Raw genomic sequence first — 16594 nt, forward strand, 5'->3', positions numbered from 1 at the left:
CCATCGCGGCACCGCGCCGCTCTGGAGGGGGAGCTCTGCCATGCCCGAAACGACGACCACGCCGCAACCGGCAGCCACGACCGGCCCACCGGGCAGCGGCCCGAAAGCCACCGTCGGCCGCCGCATCAGCCGACAGAGCGGCAACCGGAGCGGCATCATCGGCGTCGCGCTCTGCATCGTCACGATCCTGCTGGCCGTACTGGACTCGAACATCGTGTCCTCGGCGACCGTCCCGATCGTCCGCGACCTCGATCCGGTCCACGGCGTCGACCGGATCCCGTGGCTGATCGCCGCCTACCAACTCGCCGCCACCGCCGCGCTCCCCCTCTACGGAAAGCTCTGCGACTCCCTCGGCTCGAAGAACGTCTTCATCGGGGCACTCGCCACCTTTCTGACCGGATCGGCACTGTGCGGAATGGCCCAGTCGATGAGCGAACTCATCGCCGCCCGCGCCTTCCAGGGCATCGGCGGCGGCGGACTGATGAGCGTCACCATGGTCGTCCTCCACCAACTCGGAGGCCCGAAAAGCGGCCCCGCCGACAAGAGCAGCGGCACCTACGCCGGGCCCGGCGCTGGGACCGGGACCGGCGCCGGGGCTGGGGGTGGGACCGGCGCCGGGGCTGGGGCTGGGACCGGCGATGGTGCTGGGGCCCGGACCGGGGCTGAGGCTGGGACCGAGGCCGGCACCAGGGCTGGGACCGGCGCCGGCACCGGGGCTGGGGCTGGGACCCGGACCGGAGCTGGGACCGGCGCCGGGACAGGGACCGGAGCTGGGACCGGCACCGGGGCTGGGACCGGCACCGGGGCTGAGGCTGGGGACCCCGTTGGAAGGCGCCAGGCCGACAAGCGCGGGAACCTCGGCGGGGTCGTCGCCGGCGCCGGAATGGCGCTCGGCCCGTGGCTCGGGGGAGCTCTCTCCGACCAGGCCGGGTGGCGCTCGATCTTCTATGTCAACCTGCCCGTCGGCATCGCGGTTCTGGCCGTCGCCGTCCTCGTGCTGAAGGTCCCCGCCCACACCACGCGCCACCGCATCGACTTCCTCGGCGCCGGTCTCGCCGCAGCCTTCTCCTCCGCACTGCTCCTGGTCGCTGAGTGGGGCGGTCAGGACTACGCGTGGTCCTCCCCGGTGATCGTCGGTCTGCTCGTCACCGTCGCCGCCACGCTCGGGCTCTTCCTGTGGCGCCAGGCCACGGCCGCAGAGCCGATCCTTCCCCTCTCGCTCTTCTCCCTGCGGTCGATGCGCTACGGGTTCGCCATTCAGGGGCTCGTCGGCGCCGCGATGATGGGTTCGATCGTCTACGTCATGATCTACCTCCAGGTCGTCAGGGGAGTCGCCGCGACCTCGGCCGGGCTCTTCCTGGTACCTATGGCGCTCGGCATGACAGTCGTCGGCCTCCTCTCGGGACGTCTCGTCGAAGCCGGCTGGTCACAGAAGACTTTCGTCCTCAGCGGCACCGTCTTCGCCTCGGCCGCGCTCGCCCTGCTGGCCACGCTCAGCACGGACACCAGCCTGTGGACGGTGCGCGGTGCGATGCTGCTGATGGGGGTCGGCTTCGGCCAGCTCATCGGGCAGCTCATCCAGCTGATCCAGGAGACCGCCCCACCCCGTCAACTGGGCGTGGCCACCACCGGAGTCCGCTTCTTCCAGACCCTGGGCACCGCGCTGGGAGCGTCCGTCTTCGGCGCCGTACTCAGCCGGATGTACGCGGCCCACGGCCCCGGCGGGACGACCAGCGACATCGGCGGCCTCACGGGGGCCGCCCGCCGGCACGCCCTGGACGCCTTCGTCTCCTCGACCGATGTGGTCTTCGGCTGCGCCACCGCCGTGATGGTTCTCGCCCTGCTGCTGGCCACCCGGCTGCCCGGGGCCACCCGTGATCAGAGGGTCTGAGTTGATCAGAGGGTCTGAGTCGTGCCCTGCTCCGGGGCGGAATGCCCAGGCGCTGCCGCCCCGGCCGTGAACGCCTCGCCGTTCGACGGCACTCCTATCCCCCGCCAGGTGAACGGAATCCCGACAGCCACATCCAGGTCCGGATCGTCCATCAGCTGGAAATGCACATGCGGTTCGGTGGAATTCCCGGAGTTGCCGCACTCGGCGATCTGCTGCCCGGCACGGACCTTCTCCCCCTCCCGAACCCGGAGCGAGCCGTTCCGGAGATGGGCGTACATGGCATACGTACCGTCGCCCAGATCCAGCACGATGTGGTTCCCCACGATGCTGCCCGGTCCGAACACGTCCCGTATCGACGCCTCGATCACCATCAGATAGGCCAGCGCGGGAAGGGAGTTGCGGCTGAGATGGTCGCGCCGGCCGTGCGAGGCGTGGACCACCGTGCCGTCGCCCACCGCGAGCACCGGGGCCCCGAAGGCCGGGAAGTGATGGTTTCGCCGGGCTATCGGCCACAGGGCACGGAACGCAGGACGGCTCGAACCGGCCGCCCTCTTCCCGGCCCGCTTGTCGGTCCCCTCGCCGGCCCGGAGCCCTGCCTCGCGCTCCAGGCCGGGGTCCGGGTCGGCCACGATGTCGATCGCGTAGGTCTGCCCGTACGCGTGCACCCCATGGCTGGGCACCTTGTCCGCCGGACTGTTCAGCGCCGTCCAGCGCCCCGCCACAGGCGGCTCGACCTCCACCGCGGCCCGAGGATCGGTGGCCGCCGCCCGGCCCTTGCCTCCGACGGTCAGGGAAAGCGTGATGGCGACGGCGGCCGGCAGCCAGGTCAGCCAGCGTGGGAAGGGCGGGCTGGTGAGAACGCTGACGACCACCATCGCGAAGAAGACGATCCAGCAGAGTCGGTACAGCACCATGACGGCTTTTCGAACGGACATGACTTCCCCCTGAAGTCGGTCTGATGTCGATCTCGTCGTACGCGTGCCCTCAGGGCCTGGCCGCCGTGAGGACCACCAGCAGCGGCACCACACGGGCGCCCGGGACCTCGTATCTCCCCCGTCCCGTCGTGTGGAGCCAGCCCGCGCCGGTGAGCTGGCGCAGGTGGTGGTAGATCTGGCCCGTGGTCCCGGTCTCGTCGAGCGCGGCGAGCTCCGCGGCCGTCCGCCGTCCGCCGAGGATCTCCCGGAGCAGCCGCAGCCGTAGCGGATGGCCGAGCGCGGCGAACGACTCGGCGGCATCCGACCAGTCGGCGGCGGGCTCCCCGGAACCGTCCTCCTCGCCCGGGTCCCCCGCGTCCAGCAGCTGTGCGGTCAGCGCCCCGTACTGCCACTCGTACCGCTCGCCTGTCGGCAGCCGTACCGCGCCCGTGTACAGCACTCCGCCATCGGCGGCCCCCGTCCCCGAAAGCTGATCCTTCAGGCCCTCCAGAGCCCAGAAATCGGCGCCCGTCGGGCGTGGGACGTCCGGGCGGTCACCCACGAGCGCCTCAAGCCGTCGCTCCAGCTCCGAGACGCGTTCCTCCAGATCCATTCCTCTAAATTACGTAATTACGTAATCCTCGTCAAGAGGTATCCGCCTCCCGGCACGCGAAAGCCCCCGCCCGGCCGGACCGGGCGGGGGCTTCTGCGAAGGCGGCGGCTCGCCGGTGCGCTACGCGAGCAGCGCGGGGATCGTCCCCTCGTGCGCCGTACGCAGCTCGCTCAGCGGGATGCTGAACTCGCCCTGGATCTCGATCTCCTCGCCGTCCACGACACCGATCCGGGTCACGGGCAGACCCCGCGCCCCGCACATGTCGTTGAAGCGGAGCTCCTCGCTGCGCGGGATCGAGACGATCGCACGCCCCGCCGACTCGGAGAACAGGAAGGTGAACGCGTCCAGTCCGTCCGGCACGACCAGCCGGGCACCCTTCCCGCCGCGCAGGCAGGACTCGGTGACCGCCTGGATCAGGCCGCCGTCGGACAGGTCGTGCGCCGCGTCGATCATGCCGTCACGGGACGCCGAGATCAGGATCTCGCCCAGCAGCTTCTCGCGGCCGAGGTCGACCTTGGGCGGCATGCCGCCGAGGTGGTTGTGGACGACCTCGGACCAGGCCGAGCCGCCGAACTCCTCGTGCGTCTCGCCCAGGAGGTAGAGAAGCTGGCCCGCTTCCTTGAGCGCGACCGGCGTACGCCGCGTGACGTCGTCGATCACACCGAGCACGGCCACGACTGGCGTCGGGTGGATCGCCGTCTCACCGGTCTGGTTGTACAGCGAGACGTTGCCGCCGGTGACCGGGGTGCCCAGCTCCAGGCAGCCGTCCGCCAGGCCGCGCGTGGCCTCGGCGAACTGCCACATGACGTCCGGGTCCTCGGGCGAACCGAAGTTCAGGCAGTCCGAGATGGCGAGCGGCTTGGCACCGGAGGCGGCGACGTTGCGGTACGACTCCGCCAGCGCGAGCTGGGCGCCCGTGTAGGGGTCGAGCTTCGCGTAACGGCCGTTGCCGTCGGTTGCCATGGCCACGCCGAGGTTGGACTCCTCGTCGATGCGGACCATGCCGGCGTCCTCGGGCATCGCCAGCACGGTGTTGCCCTGCACGAACCGGTCGTACTGGTCCGTGATCCATGACTTCGACGCCTGGTTCGGCGACGAGACCAGCCGCAGGACCTGCTCGCGCAGTTCGGCGCCGTCGGCGGGACGGGCCAGCTTGCCGGCGTCGTCGGCCTGCAGCGCGTCCTGCCAGGACGGGCGGGCGAACGGGCGGTGGTAGGTCGGGCCCTCGTGGGCGACGGACCGCGGCGGCACGTCCACGATCTGCTCGCCGTGCCAGAAGATCTCCAGCTGCGAGCCCTCGGTCACCTCACCGATGACGGTGGCGATGACGTCCCACTTCTCGCAGATCTCCAGGAAGCGGTCCACGTGCTGCGGCTCGACGATCGCGCACATGCGCTCCTGTGACTCGCTCATGAGGATTTCCTCGGGCGAGAGGGAGGAGTCGCGCAGCGGCACGGTGTCCAGCTCGACGCGCATGCCGCCGGAGCCGGCGGAAGCCAGCTCGGAGGTGGCGCAGGAGAGCCCGGCGCCGCCGAGGTCCTGGATGCCCGCGACGAGCTTCTCCTTGAAGATCTCCAGGGTGCACTCGATGAGGAGTTTCTCCTGGAACGGGTCGCCGACCTGGACGGCCGGGCGCTTGGCTGGGCCGGTCGACTCGAAGGTCTCCGAGGCCAGCACCGAGACGCCGCCGATGCCGTCGCCACCGGTGCGGGCGCCGTACAGGATGACCTTGTTGCCGGGCCCGGAGGCCTGGGCGAGGTGGATGTCCTCGTGCTTCATCACACCGATGCAGCCGGCGTTGACGAGCGGGTTGCCCTGGTAGCAGGCGTCGAAGACGACCTCGCCACCGATGTTCGGCAGGCCCAGGCAGTTGCCGTAGCCGCCGATGCCGGCGACGACACCCGGCAGGACGCGCTTGGTGTCGGGGTGGTCGGCCGCACCGAAGCGCAGCGGGTCGACGACCGCGACCGGACGGGCACCCATGGCGAGGATGTCGCGGACGATGCCGCCGACGCCGGTCGCCGCGCCCTGGTACGGCTCGATGTACGAGGGATGGTTGTGCGACTCGACCTTGAAGGTGACTGCGTACCCCTGGCCGACGTCGACCACACCGGCGTTCTCGCCGATGCCGACGAGCATCGCGTCGTTGACGGGGACCTTCTCGCCGAACTGCTTGAGGTGGACCTTGCTGCTCTTGTAGGAGCAGTGCTCGGACCACATCACCGAGTACATGGCGAGCTCGGCGCCCGTCGGACGGCGGCCCAGGATCTCGCGGATCCGGGCGTACTCGTCCTCCTTGAGGCCGAGCTCCTTCCAGGGCTGCGCGGTGTCCGGGGTTTCGGCCGCGTGCTTGACCGTGTCCAGGCTCATGCGTTGACCAGCTTCTTGATGATCGAGGTGAAGAAACCGAGACCGTCGGTACGACCGGTACCGATCAGCGGCTCCACAGCGTGCTCCGGGTGCGGCATCAGGCCGACGACGTTGCCCGCGGCGTTGGTGATGCCCGCGATGTCGCGCAGCGAGCCGTTGGGGTTCACGTCCACGTAGCGGAACGCGACGCGGCCCTCGGCCTCCAGCTCGTCGAGCGTGCGCTCGTCGGCGGTGTAGCGGCCGTCCATGTTCTTGAGGGGTACGGAGATCTCCTGGCCCGCGGAGTAGTCCGAGGTCCAGGCGGTCTCCGCGTTCTCGACGCGCAGGGTCTGGTCGCGGCAGATGAAGTGCAGGTGGTTGTTGCGCAGCATCGCGCCGGGGAGCAGATGCGCCTCGGTCAGGATCTGGAAGCCGTTGCAGATGCCGAGGACCGGCATGCCCGCCTTCGCCTGCTCGATCACCGTCTCCATGACCGGCGAGAAGCGGGAGATGGCTCCGGCCCGCAGATAGTCGCCGTAGGAGAAACCGCCCGCCAGGATGACCGCGTCGACCTGGTGCAGGTCCTTGTCGCGGTGCCACAGGGACACGGGCTCGGCGCCGGCGACCCGCACGGCCCGAAGGCTGTCCTGGTCGTCGAGCGTGCCCGGAAAGGTGACGACTCCGATACGAGCAGTCACTTCGACTCCTCGGCCTTCTCCACCTTCACGGTGAAGTCCTCGATCACGGTGTTGGCGAGGAACGTCTCGGCCATCTCGTGAATGCGGGCGAGGGCGGCGTCATCGACCGGTCCCTCGACCTCCAGCTCGAAACGCTTTCCCTGACGTACGTCCGCGATTCCCTCGAAGCCGAGACGGGGCAGTGCACGCTGCACCGCCTGTCCCTGCGGGTCGAGGATCTCGGGCTTGAGCATGACGTCGACTACGACGCGTGCCACTGGCACTCCCGGTGTGGTGGTGTGGTGCGGCTGTTTCTCCGGGGGGTTCCCCAGACCCCCGCGGGTCCACTCAGCGTACCTGGCCGGAAATTCTACGCGGGTAGATATCAAACGGCCCAGATCACGCCGAGATATCGGCCGTGACAACGGATACGGAAAATCCTGCGAAAAAAATCCCCATCAGCAGCACACATAGCGGGTTGACACGCGCAGGTAATTGGGCGGGCTTCACAATGCGGCACCTATCGCTGTACAAATGATTACCGGGGAAAGCAGCATTGCCCCTGCAGCACCGACACCAGTCGGCCCGCATCCGCGCTCACAGCCGGAAGGCCGGCATCGGCGCATGTCAGACGCGCCCGTGCCGTAGGAAAGGACCGATATCCGTGGCTCAGCGCGTAGTGGTCACACTCTCCGACGACATCGACGGGGGAGCGGCGGCGGAAACGGTTACCTTCGCCCTGGACGGAAAGTCGTACGAGATCGACCTCAATCCGTCCAATGCAAAGAAACTGCGCAAAGCCCTGGCACCGTACGTGGCGGCCGGCCGGAAGCAGTCGAACGCCGGCAAGCACGGCAAGGTGCCCGTCTCCTACCGGCACACCTCGCTCGCACCCGATCCGGCGGCCGTCCGCGCCTGGGCCCGCTCGCACCGGATGGACGTGCCGGCCCGCGGCCGGATTCCCAAGAAGGTCTACGAGGCGTTCCAGGAAGCCAGTTGATCCGACGGTCCGGGCCACAGGGCCCGGCCGGGAGCGCCCGACGGCCCGTCAGCAGGGCCCCCCGCGACACCGCGCGGGAGCCGACTTGCGCGACACCCCTGCAGGTCGGCTAGAGTCTGGAGCACGCCGAGGGGCAAGGCCGCAAAGCCGAACCTCACGCCGCGTGCGGGTGTAGTTCAGTAGTAGAACATCCCCCTTCCAGGGGGAAGGCGCAGTGTGCAATTCCTGTCACCCGCTCTGCATCGCTCTCCTCAACCACTCCGGTGGATCAGGTAGAGTAGTGCTCGCTCCACCGGTGAGAGCCGAGTGGTTGCAATGCGGACGTAGCTCAGTTGGTAGAGCGCAACCTTGCCAAGGTTGAGGTCGCCAGTTCGAACCTGGTCGTCCGCTCTTGATCGAAGGCCCCGGTCGATTTCGACCGGGGCCTTCGTCGTATTCCATTCCGCTCATATCCCGTCCGCTCATATCTCGCGCCTCCCTGCTCGTGTGTGATTCCTGCCGAGGTCTCATTCCCGTCCGGGCCCCGCTCCCGTCCGGGCCTCGCTCCTGTCCGGCGGGCCTGCCCGTGTGGCATGCATGCCCGTGGCGCCGACCGCGCACCCATGACGTTTGTCATGGGGAGCGATGACAGGTCGCACTGCTCCCGAGCCGTAGCGGGAGGAAGCCTTGAGTCATGACCAGCGACGAGATTTCCCGTGAGTGCGTGATCGAGGCGGACGGTGTCCGGCGGAGTTACGCGGGCGGCTTCGAGGCCGTGGCCGGTGCCTCCTTCACCGTGGCGCGCGGCGAGCTGTTCGCCCTGCTCGGTACGAACGGCGCCGGCAAGACGTCCACCGTCGAGATGCTGGAAGGCCTGGCCCGTCCCGACGGGGGCAGCGTGCGAGTGCTGGGCCACGACCCGTACGGCGACCGTGCCGCGGTCCGCCCACGGATCGGGGTGATGCTTCAGGAGGGCGGCTTTCCGTCCGAACTGACAGCGGCCGAGACCATACGGATGTGGGCGGGTTGTACCAGCGGTGCCCGGCCGACCGGCGAGGCCCTGGACCTGGTGGGGCTCGGCCACCGGGCAGGTGTCCGGGTCAAGCAGCTTTCCGGCGGTGAGCGGCGGAGGCTGGATCTGGCGCTGGCTCTGCTCGGCCGCCCCGAGGTGCTCTTCCTCGACGAGCCGACCACCGGCCTCGACGCCGAGGGGCGACGCGACACCTGGGAGTTGGTGCGCCTTCTCAAGGAGGACGGCGTCACCGTGCTGCTCACCACGCATTACCTGGAGGAGGCCGAGGCGCTCGCCGACCGGCTGGCGATCATGCACCGGGGCCGGATCGTGGCCTCCGGCACCACAGCCGAGGTGACCGCCGCCCGGCCGGCCCGTATCCGCTTCGAGCTGCCTGCGGGGATACCTGCGGCACGACTCCCGCTGGAGCTGCGCGCCGCCGCCGATGGCCCACGGATCGAGATACGCACGCATCGGCTGCAGGGCTCACTGACCGAACTGTTGCGCTGGGCAGCGGAGTCGAACATTTCCTTGATCGGACTCGACGCCCGGTCCGCCTCGCTCGAAGAGGCCTTCCTCGACATCGCCAAGTCCGCGTCCCAGACCGAACCCGAGCACCGGACCGAAGAGGTGGCAGTTTCATGACGACCGCGACAACCGCTGCGCGCACCACGACCGTCCCCGGCCGGCTGGCCGCTCTCGGCCGGGCCGAACTGACACTGCTCGCCCGCAACAGAACGGCCGTCTTCGTCGCGCTGATCATGCCTGCGGCCATGGTCATGGCCATGAAGTCGACGTTCGCCAAGATAGATCTCGCGGGAACGGGGCTCACTGTCGCCGGAGCCGCCCTCACCGGCGCCATCGGCACGGTGCTGATCCAGGCCGTCTACATGAACATGTCCGCCGCCTATGTGGCACGGCGTGAGGAACTGGTCCTGAAGCGCCTGCGCACGGGAGAGGTCACCGACGGGGAGATCCTCGCCGGGACTGCGCTGCCCTCGGCCGCGCTGGCCCTGGCCCAGACCGCGGTGATCGTGGTGGCCGGGACGGCCTTCTTCGGCCTCGGCGCGCCCGAGCGGCCCGAACTGCTCCTCGCAGGTCTGGTTCTGGGCGTGGTGCTGCTGACGGCACTGGCCGCGACCACCTCCGTGGTCACCCGCACCGTGCAGACGGCCCAGCTGACCACCCTGCCGCTGTTCCTCGTCTCCCTGATGGGCTCGGGCCTCTTCGTCCCGCTGGAGATCTTTCCCGACCCGCTCGCCAGGGCATGTGAGTTCCTTCCGCTGACCGGGGCGATGGCGCTCATACGGGCCGGCTGGCTCGGCACCACCGGCACCACCGGCCTGCTCGCGCCCGCGCTGACCGGGCTGGTCTGGACGGCGCTCGCGGTGTTTGCTGTGCAGCGGTGGTTCCGGTGGGATCCGCGAAGCTGAAGGGGGTTTGTGCGGTGTTGATGCGCGTGCGCGGCTGGCGCCGCCGCTGGCAGGAGCGCGGCAAGATGGAGCGGATCGACCAGTATTCGCGGCTGACCATCTGCGTGATCCCCTGGCTCTTCAGCCTGTCGTGGCAGCTGGCCCCCTTCAAGTCGGACATCCGGCATGAGCCCCTCCCGCTGGCGCTGGGCTCGGCTCTCCTCATGGTGAGCCTGGCGCAGTGCCTGCTGAGCAACCGCAACGTCCAGGCGGCGTTGGAGCACTACCTCGGCGTCTCCGCCTTCCCTGGGCGGCGGCTGATCGGGCCGCTGGCCCTGTTGCTGCTGGGACTGGGACTGCTGGCGGCGCTGGTCGCGGTGGACGGAATCAAGGACGCCGGGCTGCTCCTCATGGTGCTGAACGCTCCCATGGCCTTCGTGATCACACGGGTGCTCCTGGTCCCGGTCCGTACATTCATGGTCGAGTCTCTGTGCCTCATCGTGCTGACCACCGGTGTGCTCGCCGCAGCCGGGCTCCGGGGCGGCCCTCTGGCCGGCGTGGTGCCGGCCACACTGTTCGGCTGCGCGCTGGTCCTGATCTCCGTACGGCCCAGTGCCTGGAGCCTGAGCGTGATGTGGCAGGCCGAGGAGGCCCGGGACATACAGGCCAGGCTGGCGGTCGCGGAGGAGCGGCTCCGGTTCGGCCGGGACATGCACGACGTACTGGGCCGCAACCTCGCGGTGATCGCGCTGAAGAGCGAGCTGGCGGTGGAGCTCGCGCAGCGCGGGAGGCCCGAGGCGGTGGACCAGATGGTCGAGGTGCAGCGGATAGCGCGTGCCTCGCAGCAGGAGGTGCGCGAGGTCGTACGGGGTTACCGGGAGGCCGACCTCACTACGGAACTGGCGGGGGCCCAAGGGGTGTTGCGGGCCGCAGGCATCGAGTGCACGGTGACCGGCAACAGCGGCGAGGGGTTGCCCGCACCCGTGCAGGCCGCGCTCGGCTGGGTGGTCCGCGAGGCGGCCACCAACGTGCTGCGGCACGGCGACGCACGACGCTGCACGATCCGGATCGGCGTCGCGGAGGACGCCGTGGTGCTGAACGTGGAGAACGACGGGGTGCCCGCCACCCCTGCCGAGGGCAACGGCTCGGGCCTGGCCGGGCTGCGCGAACGGCTCGGCGCGCTCAACGGTTCGCTGAACGCGGGCCGTGCTCATGGCGGGCTGTTCCGGCTGACGGCAAGCATCCCGCTGAGGCGCTCCGGGTTTCCGGTTGAGGACGTTGACGCGCCGGCCGGGGCCGCCGGGGCTCCGGCCAGGGGCGGCGGGAATCCGGGCGGGGCCACCAAGACTCCGACCGGAGACGCCGGGACTCCGGGCGGGGCTGCCCCAGCTTCCGAAGACAAGCTCGCACCCGAAGACAGGCCCCCGTCCGAGGACCAGCTCGCGCCCGCGCCCGGGGACAGGTCCGGACACGAGGACAAGACCGCGCCCGAGGACACGTCCGGGCCGGGTTCCGGGCCCGGCAACCAGGACACGGCGCGCGCGGCTGCGGCCCTTGTGGAGGAGAGACGATGACCGCGGTACGGGTGCTGCTCGCCGATGACGAGCATCTGATCCGGGGTGCGCTCGCCGCCCTGCTCGCGCTTGAGGACGATCTCGTCGTGGTGGCGGAGGCGGCGACCGGCCCCGAGGCGCTCGCCATGGCCCGGGCGCACCGCCCCGATGTGGCGGTCCTGGACCTGGAGATGCCGGGGGCGGACGGTGTGAGCGTGGCCACATCACTGCGGGCCGAACTCCCGGGCTGCCGGACCATGATCGTGACCAGCCACGGGCTGCCGGGGCATCTCAAGCGGGCCCTCGCCGCAGGCGTGCGGGCATTCGTGCCGAAGACCGTCAGCGCACGGCAGCTCGCCGGGATCATCCGTACCGTGCATGACGGAAACCGTTATGTGGACCCGGAGTTGGCGGCCGATGCGATCGCGGCCGGGGACTCGCCGCTGACCGTGCGCGAGACCGAGGTGCTGGAGCTGGCGGCCGACGGGGCGCCGGTCGCCGAGATCGCCGAGCGGGCGGCGCTCTCCCAGGGGACCGTGCGGAACTACCTCTCGGCGGCGGCCTCGAAGCTCGGGGCGGAGAACCGTCATGCGGCAGTGCGTCTCGCACGCGAGCGGGGTTGGGTATAGTAGTCCTCGCGCTTCGGCGCTTGCGGACGTAGCTCAGTTGGTAGAGCGCAACCTTGCCAAGGTTGAGGTCGCCAGTTCGAACCTGGTCGTCCGCTCGGTTCAGCAAGAAGCCCCCGGCCTTTCGGCCGGGGGCTTCTTCGTGTGCTGGGGCTGGCGGCTACTGCCAGGGGAGCCCGGTCAGCAGCTCGTACGCCTCCAGGTACTTGGCACGCGTCGCGTCGACGACCTCCTGGGGCAGGGCGGGCGGCGGCTGCTCGCTCTTGCGGTCCCAGCCGGAGGCCGGGGAGGTGAGCCAGTCGCGCACGAACTGCTTGTCGTACGAGGGCTGGGCGTGGCCCGGCTCCCAGTCGGCGGCGGGCCAGAAGCGGGAGGAGTCCGGGGTCAGCACCTCGTCGGCGATGATCAGTTCCTCGCCGCCGTCGGCGGTGGGCGCGAAGCCGAACTCGAACTTCGTGTCCGCGAGGATGATCCCGCGCTCACGGGCGATGTCGCGGGCCCGGCCGTAGACGTCCAGCGTCGCGCGGCGCAGCAGGGCCGCCGTCTCCGTGCCGACCTGGTGGGCGACTTCCTCGTAGCTCACGTTCTCGTCGTGGTCACCGACGGCGGCCTTGGTGGCGGGGGTGAAGATCGGCGCCGGGAGCTCGGAGCCGTCGACAAGGCCCTCGGGGAGCGCGAGGCCGCAGACGGTGCGGGAGGCGTTGTACTCGACCAGGCCGGAGCCGGTCAGATAACCGCGGGCCACGCACTCGACCGGGACCATCCGCAGCGACCGGCAGACCGTCGTGCGGCCGGCCCAGTCCTCGGGGGCGCCGACGGGCAGCTCGGTGGACAGGACGTGGTTGGGCACGAGGTCGGCCAGCTGGTCGAACCACCACAGCGAAAGCTGGGTCAGCACGCGGCCCTTGTCCGGGATCTCGGTGGGCAGCACCCAGTCGTACGCGGAGATCCGGTCGCTGGCGACCATGACGAGGTCACCGGCCTCGTTCCGGTACAGGTCGCGCACCTTGCCCGTGTGCAGGTGGGTGAGCCCCGGTACCTGCACCGGCTCGGGCTTTTCTACAAATCCGGACACGCTGCCTCCGCGTAGGTTGATCCAGGAGCTGTTCCGATTGTCCCGTATCCGGGCGCGGTCGGCTGCGGAGGGGTGCCGATGGGGTCCCGGTGAGCGGGGAGGCCCCCGCAGGTCCGGGGCTCAGGCGCGCTTGCAGATGCGGTCGAGAAGGTTGGCGGTGGCCCGCTGGATGCGCGGGTCCACATGGCCGGGGCGGTCCAGGGCCGGGGACCAGGCGAAGGTGCCGGAGGCGAAGACGAGCGCGCCGGACGGGGCCCGGTACAGCGAGGTCTCCTGGTGGCGCGTCACGCCGTCGCTGTCCTGGTACGGGGAGTGGGCGAGCAGGATGCGGTTGTCGTGCTCGGGCAGTGTGGTGCGCGGGAAGTAGCGGTCGGCCTCACCGGCGACCAGGCCGTCGATCTCGTCGCCCTCGATCGCGCCGGTGGCGTCCCAGAGCCAGTGCTCCGCGTTCCGCACGACCAGCGGGTGGGGGTCGGGGACCCGGCCCGCGTACTGGATACCGAGCAGTTGCTGCTCGGGGCGGTCGATCTCGCGCCAGAGCGCGGGCTTCCCCGGCCCCCGGCGCTTGCGGCAGGTGAGCAGCCGGTCGGGCACCCCGGAGGGCGACGGTGTGAGGCTGACCTGCCAGTACATGGTGTTGGCGGAGAGGAAGACCAGCGATGTGCCGTTGTCGCGGGCGCGCTCGGCGGTGCGGCGCATGGGGACCGACCAGTACTCGTCGTGGCCGGGGAAGACGAGGCCCCGGTAGCGGCTGGGGTCGATCCGGCCCGCGTGCAGGTCGCGGGTGTCGGCGTAGGCGATGTCGTAGCCGTAGCGCTCGGCCCAGCGGATGAAGTCGTAGGCGTGACCGACATGGAGCGGGAGGCCCGCGCCCGCGTAGGGGCGGTCGAAGGAGACGGTGACCGCGGCGTCCTCCTCCCCCAGCAGCCGGCCCTGTTCGTCCCAGGCGTGGTAGAGGCTGGCGCCGGTGCGGCCGTCCTCCGGGTAGAGGTTGTACGCCTGCCAGGTGATGTCCGGGAGCACCAGCAGCAGATCGGCCGGCTGGTCGTCGCGGACGGTGAAAGGGATGTGGGAGCGGTAGCCGTCGACCGTGGTCAGTACGGCGACGTACGCGCCGATCGACCAGTAGGTGGGGATCTGCAGCCGCCAGGACTGCCACCAGTGGTGGCAGGAGACCGTGCGGTCGGCGGTGAGGGGGGCGGGCTGGACGATCCCGGAGAGGCGGGGGCTCGTGGTGATCTTGGCGGCGCCGTCGCCCCCGTAGTGACCGATCCGGTAGATGTCCACGGAGAACTGCTGGGGCGGGTCCACCGTGATGTGGAAGTCGATCGCCTCGCCGGGCGCCGCGGCACCGGTCGAGATGAAGCCCTTGATCTGGCGGCGGACGTCGTCGGCGGTACGGGTGCCGCCGCCCGTGGAGCCGCGGGGCAGGGTGGGGTCCGCATACCAGGGCACCACCTGGCCGGTGTCGTCGAAGTAGTTCTCGCTGCCACGCAGCCAGGGGAGGGGGCCCTGTCCGAACGGATCGGTGACGGCATGCGCGAGGGCACCCGATTCCCAACGACGAATCTGCTCCGCCCCCATAACGCCTTCCCTCCCTCAGGCCCCCGGAACAACATTGGTACGCCGGCTGTCAGCGTCGTTCCCCAGCACATCACATAACGCACGCACTCCGTCACCGTTCGTCGCGAATTGACGTGAACGGAACCTATCGTTCCGGATAGAGGGGCATGGACCGCCTCAACAGCCGTCCTTCCAGGGCTGTTTCAGACGAGACGCACGGGTTTGTCGGTGCGCACGCCGACCGAGGCGAGCCAGGAGCGCAGCGGCCCCGCGTCGCCGTCCTCGACCAGGCTCAGGACCGGGCTGCCGAGGTCGGCCCGGCGCTCGCCGTCGACCAGCAGTGCGGGACCGTCGAGCCAGTCCAGGCCGGGTGCCGCGCCCGCCGTGTCGACGGCCGCGCAGCAGACCATCGCCGCGACATGGTCGGCCAGCAGCTCCGTCCCCGTGCGCGGCGGCTGGAGCGGGAAGAGCGGAAGGGGATCGGGTCCCCACAGCTCCAGTACGTCGTCGGCGCCTCCCCCGGCGCCGGAGCCGCCGGGAACCGGGCCACGCTCCTGCGCCACCGCCTCGTCACGGGCCACCGCAGCGCTGATCCCGGCCGCGAGCTCCTCGCCTCCGCCCTCCCCCGCCGACAGGTGTTCCACGACCCGCGCCAGCGTCGGCACCCCGCCGGTGGCGGACGCGGGCGGTACGCCCATGGTGTCCAGCACGCGGTGCAGCCGGGCCGCCTCCGAGCGCCATTTCCGGTCGACGACCTCTTCCGGGTACTGCTGCCACTCCACCGGGGACCAGTCGGGGCCCGTCTCCGCAGGGCCGCCGTGGAAGAGCCGGGCGGCCAGCAGCGAGGCCGCCTCGTCGGCCACGCCCGGCTCCTCCAGCAGATCGCAGGCGGGACGCTCGCCGAGCCGGGAGGTGAACCCCTCGGCCAGCCGGTCGCGCCGGGACAGCTCGGTGAGGGCGGAGACGACGCCCGCGTCCAGCTGGGAGGGCCAGCGCCCCATCCGCCAGGCGGGAAGCGCGACCCGGGTCAGCAGCCGGTCCCAGCCCGCGTAGGCGAGGCCGACCTGCTCCTGGGCGACGATCCGCAGTCCGTAGTCCACCGCCTGGGCGCGCGTCGACGCGGCGGCGGCGACTCCCCGCTCCATCTCGGCGGCATGGCGGCGGCAGCTGCGCAGCAGGATCCGCGCGATCCGGCCGGTGAAGGCACGCGGCAGCATCAGTACCCGACGCACCGGCCCCTGGACGGGCACGGCAGCATCGGCCACGGCACCGTCCAGCCCGCGCACGAAGCGCCGGGCGGCGGCTATGTCGGGGTGGGCGGCGGGGCCGGTGCCGGCGACGACCGGGGCGAGCACCGCCCGTAGCTCCGCGACCCGCATCCACCAGAGGAACGGGGACCCGATGACCAGCACGGGCGCCGCCGGCACCCGGCGAAGGCGTCCGGGAGGCCGTCCCGTGCCGCCCGCCTCGCGGTGCGCGGCGTCCTTGGCCGCCCGGCCGGCGGCCGGGTGGGAGCGGTCCTCCAGCCAGCTGTCGCAGTCCGGCGTGAGCGCTATCGCCGAGGGCGCGGGCACACCGAGCCGCTCCGCCAGGTCGTGGACCAGCCGGTAGAGATCGGGGGCCGCCGCCTCGCTGAGCGCGACGGTCGGGCTGACCGCGGGCTTCGCCCGTACGACCGCGATCGCGACGGCCGCCGCGACCAGCAGGACGACGACGGCGAGGCCCGTCACGGCCCAGCGCGCCGCGTCCCAGCCGCTGCCCTCGGCGAAGCCCTGCGCGCCGGCGGCGAACAGCACGACGGCGAACGCGGCCGGCAGCAGTGCCACTGCCGTTGCCCTGCTGCGGATGCGCAGCAGGGCGAGAGCCCTGGCACGCGCTGCCCGCGCACCCAGCTCCTCATCTGTACCGGTACCGGACACGGCCGGACGTC

14 protein-coding genes and 3 tRNA genes are annotated in these 16594 nt (G+C 70.7%); 9 read left to right on the forward strand and 8 right to left on the reverse strand.

What is annotated here, in order from left to right:
- Positions 1-40 precede the first annotated feature (40 nt).
- Complete coding sequence (locus RLT58_RS16735; RefSeq protein WP_311311186.1) at positions 41-1891, forward strand: MFS transporter; 1851 nt, start codon at positions 41-43, stop codon at positions 1889-1891.
- Positions 1892-1896: 5 nt separating this feature from the next.
- On the opposite strand, the gene RLT58_RS16740 is transcribed toward RLT58_RS16735, so the two are convergent.
- From RLT58_RS16740 to purS, 5 genes are all read right to left on the reverse strand, one after another.
- Entirely contained in the window at positions 1897-2826 is a 930-nt protein-coding gene (locus tag RLT58_RS16740) for a M23 family metallopeptidase (protein WP_311311187.1), read from the reverse strand.
- A gap of 49 nt (positions 2827-2875) precedes the next feature.
- A complete protein-coding gene (locus tag RLT58_RS16745) occupies positions 2876-3418 on the reverse strand; it encodes a helix-turn-helix domain-containing protein (RefSeq protein ID WP_311311188.1) in 543 nt (180 codons plus the stop codon).
- A 120-nt stretch (positions 3419-3538) separates the two neighbouring features.
- A complete protein-coding gene (purL, locus tag RLT58_RS16750) occupies positions 3539-5788 on the reverse strand; it encodes a phosphoribosylformylglycinamidine synthase subunit PurL (protein WP_311311189.1) in 2250 nt (749 codons plus the stop codon).
- Complete coding sequence (gene purQ / locus RLT58_RS16755) at positions 5785-6465, reverse strand: phosphoribosylformylglycinamidine synthase subunit PurQ (RefSeq protein ID WP_311311190.1); 681 nt, start codon at positions 6463-6465, stop codon at positions 5785-5787. The genes purL and purQ overlap by 4 nt, the downstream gene beginning before the upstream one ends.
- Positions 6462-6722, reverse strand: a complete 261-nt coding sequence (gene purS, locus RLT58_RS16760) for a phosphoribosylformylglycinamidine synthase subunit PurS (protein ID WP_311311191.1) — start codon at positions 6720-6722, stop codon at positions 6462-6464. The genes purQ and purS overlap by 4 nt, the downstream gene beginning before the upstream one ends.
- Before the next feature lie 386 nt (positions 6723-7108).
- Here purS and RLT58_RS16765 point away from each other — a divergent pair, with 386 nt between their 5' ends.
- The 8 genes from RLT58_RS16765 to RLT58_RS16800 all read left to right on the forward strand — a co-directional run bounded on the left by RLT58_RS16765 (position 7109) and on the right by RLT58_RS16800 (position 12124).
- The gene (locus RLT58_RS16765) at positions 7109-7444 is read left to right on the forward strand and encodes a histone-like nucleoid-structuring protein Lsr2 (protein ID WP_311311192.1); all 336 of its coding nucleotides are present in this window, start codon (positions 7109-7111) and stop codon (positions 7442-7444) included.
- A 165-nt stretch (positions 7445-7609) separates the two neighbouring features.
- Positions 7610-7681: transfer RNA gene (locus tag RLT58_RS16770), tRNA-Gly, on the forward strand.
- Positions 7682-7761: 80 nt separating this feature from the next.
- Positions 7762-7834, forward strand: a tRNA-Gly gene (locus RLT58_RS16775).
- Between the two features lie 283 nt (positions 7835-8117).
- On the forward strand, positions 8118-9080 hold the full coding sequence (locus RLT58_RS16780) for an ABC transporter ATP-binding protein (RefSeq protein ID WP_311311193.1): 963 nt from the start codon (positions 8118-8120) through the stop codon (positions 9078-9080).
- Positions 9077-9868 (forward strand): ABC transporter permease, encoded by a 792-nt coding sequence (locus RLT58_RS16785; protein ID WP_311311194.1) that lies wholly within the window; start codon positions 9077-9079, stop codon positions 9866-9868. The genes RLT58_RS16780 and RLT58_RS16785 overlap by 4 nt, the downstream gene beginning before the upstream one ends.
- 20 nt (positions 9869-9888) lie before the next feature.
- Positions 9889-11421 carry a sensor histidine kinase gene (locus tag RLT58_RS16790; protein WP_399131903.1) on the forward strand — a complete coding sequence of 511 codons (1533 nt, stop codon included), beginning with the start codon at positions 9889-9891 and terminating at the stop codon, positions 11419-11421.
- Positions 11418-12029 (forward strand): response regulator, encoded by a 612-nt coding sequence (locus tag RLT58_RS16795; RefSeq protein WP_311311195.1) that lies wholly within the window; start codon positions 11418-11420, stop codon positions 12027-12029. The genes RLT58_RS16790 and RLT58_RS16795 overlap by 4 nt, the downstream gene beginning before the upstream one ends.
- 22 nt (positions 12030-12051) lie before the next feature.
- Positions 12052-12124, forward strand: a tRNA-Gly gene (locus tag RLT58_RS16800).
- 62 nt (positions 12125-12186) lie between these two features.
- Here the strand turns inward: RLT58_RS16800 and RLT58_RS16805 are convergent.
- From RLT58_RS16805 to RLT58_RS16815, 3 genes are all read right to left on the reverse strand, one after another.
- Entirely contained in the window at positions 12187-13101 is a 915-nt protein-coding gene (locus RLT58_RS16805; protein ID WP_311311196.1) for a phosphoribosylaminoimidazolesuccinocarboxamide synthase, read from the reverse strand.
- A gap of 120 nt (positions 13102-13221) precedes the next feature.
- On the reverse strand, positions 13222-14685 hold the full coding sequence (locus RLT58_RS16810) for a N,N-dimethylformamidase beta subunit family domain-containing protein (protein WP_311311197.1): 1464 nt from the start codon (positions 14683-14685) through the stop codon (positions 13222-13224).
- Between the two features lie 182 nt (positions 14686-14867).
- The gene (locus RLT58_RS16815) at positions 14868-16583 is read right to left on the reverse strand and encodes a hypothetical protein (RefSeq protein ID WP_311311198.1); all 1716 of its coding nucleotides are present in this window, start codon (positions 16581-16583) and stop codon (positions 14868-14870) included.
- Between the last annotated feature and the right edge of the window lie 11 nt (positions 16584-16594).

Source organism: Streptomyces sp. ITFR-16 (genome assembly GCF_031844705.1).
GTDB lineage: Bacteria > Actinomycetota > Actinomycetes > Streptomycetales > Streptomycetaceae > Streptomyces.